Consider the following 4,129-nt stretch of genomic DNA (forward strand, 5'->3'; position numbering starts at 1 on the left):
GTGCTACTCTCTTCCCCCTATAATTTGGTGATTACTGGTTAAGCTTTACGCGCATGTTGGTTTATCTATATAATGAAAAGGGAAATAGTTTTATTTTTTGTCCAAGCCAGAGTAGAACACCTTTATTCTATATATACCAGAAACATGTTGACAAGAAAAATAATGGTAATATATTATTTATATAGGTAATGTGTTACCTATATGTTAAGGAGGCTGCTATGGATAAACTTAACTTAAAAACTGAAAGGAATAACATGGAACTACGTTTAACAATTGTAATAGCTATACTTATAATAGTCTGCAGTACTACAGGAATTAGCTATCAAAAATTGTACTCTAAAGAAACTGTAGATTGGCTTGCACAAACTATTGGCCAGGATATCTCAAATTTAATTTTTATATGTCCAATTCTTTTAATTTCTGCCTTTTATGCTTCAAAGAGAAACAAGGCGGCTCAAATTATCTGGATTGGTACGATGCTTACTAACGTTTATTCTTATGTTATCTATTGTTTTGCAGTACATTTTAACTTTTTATTTCATGTTTATTGTGTAATATTAGGCTTATCAATTTATTCAGTAATTAATTTTTTTATTAAAAATATTAATGTAAATTTTAAAAGTTGGTTTTCAAAAAGCGCACCAGTTAAAACAATTGGAGTTTTTTTATTTGCCATAGCGTTAATATTTACTTTTTTATGGCTTTCAAATTCAGTGCCTGCCGTCATTAAAAATACCGTACCAGAGGATATAACAAAAGATGCTTTGCTTACAAATCCAGTACAAGCATTGGATTTTTCGTTTTATCTACCATTAATGTTTATTTCTTCTTTTAAAGTACTAAAAAGAAAAAATGAGGGTTATTTTCTTGCACCTATGATGATGGTTTTTGCAGTATTAACTAATGTGAATATTATTTGTTTAATGATAGTTTCAATGCAAAAGGAAGGTATCAACACTATCACTCAAATTATTATCTTTTCTATTTTTTCGATTATTTGCTTAGTTATCTTATGTAAATTTTTGAAAAATATTTTGAAAGATTAATATGAGTAATAAGTAAGCTATTACTAAAAATAAATTTAAGTTCATGGTAAAAAGAATCTTATAAGGATAAAGCTGTTTTATAGTTTACCTTGTAAGATTTTTTTGTTTATAATTTTTTTTAATGTTTAGATTATAAGCATAAAGGAGATATGAATTAACCTAATTTTGACAAAGAAATTTATTGATGATGAGTGGAAGAAAAAGTACTTGTTATGTTATAATGGTGATGAAGGAAAAATTTTGATTATTATTCAAGAATTTTGTAAGAATTTAAAAATAAAAATAAAAATAAATATAAATCCTTAACATGCTTATATTGTATATCTTTAAGGATATTCTATTGTAGAATATACGATAAGTGACAGAAAAATTGGGATTGAGGCGATTAGATTGGTAGAGCAAAGGGTATTAGTGACAAACTGTAAAACAGGTATGATTTTGGCTGAAGACATAATATATAATGGGTTAAAGCTAGCTTCAAAAAATACTGTGCTTAATACATATATTATTGATAAATTAATGAGTTTAGGAGAATATTCAATATGTGTATATATTCCTAAGAATTATGATAAAGTAGATGAAAGTAATTCCATATTAGAAAGTTTTAAAAGGGACTATGAGGAAGATATTAAGCAGGTCCAGAAAATAATAAGCGAATTAATGATGACAAGCAACATAAATGTTAATGATGTTTTAAAAGTATCTAAATCTGTAATTAGATATTTAGAGGAACCAGGTGTAATTATTGAATGCTTAAATTCATTAAAAAATGCAGATGAGTATACATATACTCATTGCATAAATGTTGCTATATACTCAATGCTTATTGCAAAGTGGATGAATTTATCTTTAGAATCAATTCAAGAAGTTATTCAATCTGCACTTCTTCATGATATTGGAAAAACAAGAATACCTAATGAAATTTTAAATAAACCGGGTAAATTAACCTCAGAAGAATTTAATGAAATTAAGAAACATACTACTTGGGGTTATTATTTGATTAACCAGTATAGCAACTTAAATAATAATATAAAGAATGCAATACTTATGCATCATGAAAAAATCGATGGATCTGGATATCCCCTTGGTATAACTGATAAAGAAATTGTGTTAGGTGCAAAGATTATTTCAGTAGCTGATACATTTGATGCAATGACCTCTAATAGGGTATATAAAAAGGGGACAACTCCTTTTAAAGCATTTTTAATGTTTATGACTGAAGGTGTAAAATATTATGATACTTCTGCTATTTTTGCACTTTTAGATAATATAAGTTCATATTACATAGGCATGAAAGTGACACTTGAGGATGGTAGAACTGGTGAAATAATGTACATACCACCTAATGATGTCTTAAGCCCTATTGTACAAGTAGAAGATGAACTTATTGATTTTTCAAGGAAAGTAGATTTAAGCATAACCAGCGTTTATGTTTAAATTTATTATATAAAAAATTTAGATTATTTTAAAAGGGTATTTAAAAACAAAGAATTGTTTAAATTGGGAGGAGAGAGGATATGAAAAAAGTTCTAATTGTAGATGATGCTGCTTTTATGAGGCTTTCTCTTAAGACAATGTTAGAAAAAAATGACTTCGAAGTTGTTGGGGAAGCTTGCAATGGTTTAGAAGCAGTCCAGAATTACATGAATTTAAAACCAGATATTGTAACTATGGATATAACGATGCCTGAAATGGATGGTACAGAAGCAGTGAAGCAAATCACAAGCCTAGATAAAAATGCAAAAGTAATAATGATTTCTGCAATGGGCCAGGAAACATGTGTAAGAGAAGCTATAATAAATGGCGCAAAAGGATTTATAGTAAAGCCATTTAAAGAAGATTATGTAATAAAGACCCTGAAAAGTGTGTAGATAATTTATTATTATAATTTAAACTAAAAGAATGGGTAAATTGTCCTTTATGTTACATATAAAATTATAAAACAAAATAGAAGATTGTGTTTAAAGTACCTTTATAGGTACTTTTTTCATGTTTCTAAAAAGCTAAGCCTTAGTTAGTGAAGAATTGACACTTGAGATTAAATTTAGTAATGAGAGTAAAGGTATTTAAAGAACACTAGAAAATTAAAATATTTAGGACATAATTTTAGAGTATAAGTGAGATATTAAGTAAGGAGAAAAAATACTTACAAGTGAATAGGGGGAGGTTCCTAGATCATTTACGTTATAGAAGTAAAATGAGTTCGTAGTATATGGAAATATGTTATTTTGCAACATGTTATATTTTCTTAATACAATTGGAGGAGTGCTTATGATTAATGCAAAAAGAATAATAAAATATATATTTATTTTTATTTTATTTATTATGTTGTTTGGATGTGGAGACATAGATTTAAAAAGTTCTACTATGATTAATACGGATGAATCTGGTACGGTAAAATTACAAATAATATATGACGATTTTATAGCTTCAAAGTTACAGGGAGATATAATTAATCACAAATGGGCTCATGACAATGGATATCTTTTTAATAAATATTCAAAAGCAAATATGACTATAGAAGAAATTACATATGAATTCAAAAATATAAAAGAACTTGAGCAGATAATAAATTCAAGCGGATTGGCAAAGATGACATATTCAAAGAGAGCTCAAGTTATGGAGAATATTTATGATATTGAATTGAAATTTAATAAGTCAGCTATAGATAGATTAATTAAAAGTAATATTAATAATGATGAGAAGATTTATAATTATATAAGCAATATTAAACTTAGAAATGAAGTCACTGTGCCAAAAAGCATTGTAAATTCTAAAACTTTAGGGGATATTAATAAAAATACAGAGGAATGGACATATAAGTTAAGTCAAATAGATAATAGCACAACTATATCACTTTCTTATAAATAAAAAATTTTAATGAGATGCATAAAATTAAGGCCTAAAAGATTAAAAAAGCATCTTTTAGGCCTATTTCATATCAATGAAAAGTACTTAAGCTAAATTTATCTAATACAAGCTATCTATAGTATTTTTGTAAACAATTTAATAGATTATTATTTTTATTAATGGTTAATATATTACTGCCAAGCAAAATTAAATTAATTAAGGGAGGTAGATAT

Annotated in this window: 5 protein-coding genes; all 5 read left to right on the forward strand. The window is 26.7% G+C overall.

Going from position 1 to position 4,129, the window contains the following annotated elements; translation table 11 throughout:
- Positions 1 to 218 precede the first annotated feature (218 nt).
- The 5 genes from COL3_RS24825 to COL3_RS24840 all read left to right on the forward strand — a co-directional run bounded on the left by COL3_RS24825 (position 219) and on the right by COL3_RS24840 (position 3,917).
- Positions 219 to 1,046 (forward strand): hypothetical protein, encoded by an 828-nt coding sequence (locus COL3_RS24825; protein WP_008419674.1) that lies wholly within the window; start codon positions 219 to 221, stop codon positions 1,044 to 1,046.
- Positions 1,047 to 1,211: 165 nt separating this feature from the next.
- Entirely contained in the window at positions 1,212 to 1,352 is a 141-nt protein-coding gene (locus COL3_RS29000) for a hypothetical protein (protein ID WP_180277986.1), read from the forward strand.
- A gap of 84 nt (positions 1,353 to 1,436) precedes the next feature.
- Positions 1,437 to 2,483, forward strand: a complete 1,047-nt coding sequence (locus tag COL3_RS24830; RefSeq protein ID WP_008419676.1) for an HD-GYP domain-containing protein — start codon at positions 1,437 to 1,439, stop codon at positions 2,481 to 2,483.
- Between the two features lie 80 nt (positions 2,484 to 2,563).
- Complete coding sequence (locus COL3_RS24835; RefSeq protein ID WP_008419677.1) at positions 2,564 to 2,917, forward strand: response regulator; 354 nt, start codon at positions 2,564 to 2,566, stop codon at positions 2,915 to 2,917.
- A gap of 400 nt (positions 2,918 to 3,317) precedes the next feature.
- Entirely contained in the window at positions 3,318 to 3,917 is a 600-nt protein-coding gene (locus tag COL3_RS24840) for a hypothetical protein (RefSeq protein ID WP_008419679.1), read from the forward strand.
- The last annotated feature ends 212 nt before the right edge of the window (positions 3,918 to 4,129 follow it).

The sequence above is a fragment of the Clostridium sp. LS genome, assembly GCF_002760435.1.
Classification (GTDB): Bacteria; Bacillota; Clostridia; order Clostridiales; family Clostridiaceae; genus Clostridium.

Bases quoted from the DNA above. Each gene is read 5' to 3' on its own strand.
- COL3_RS24840 (WP_008419679.1), top strand. From the start codon at position 3,318: ATGATTAATGCAAAAAGAATAATAAAATATATATTTATTTTTATTTTA.
- COL3_RS24825 (WP_008419674.1), top strand. From the start codon at position 219: ATGGATAAACTTAACTTAAAAACTGAAAGGAATAACATGGAACTACGT.
- COL3_RS24835 (WP_008419677.1), top strand. From the start codon at position 2,564: ATGAAAAAAGTTCTAATTGTAGATGATGCTGCTTTTATGAGGCTTTCT.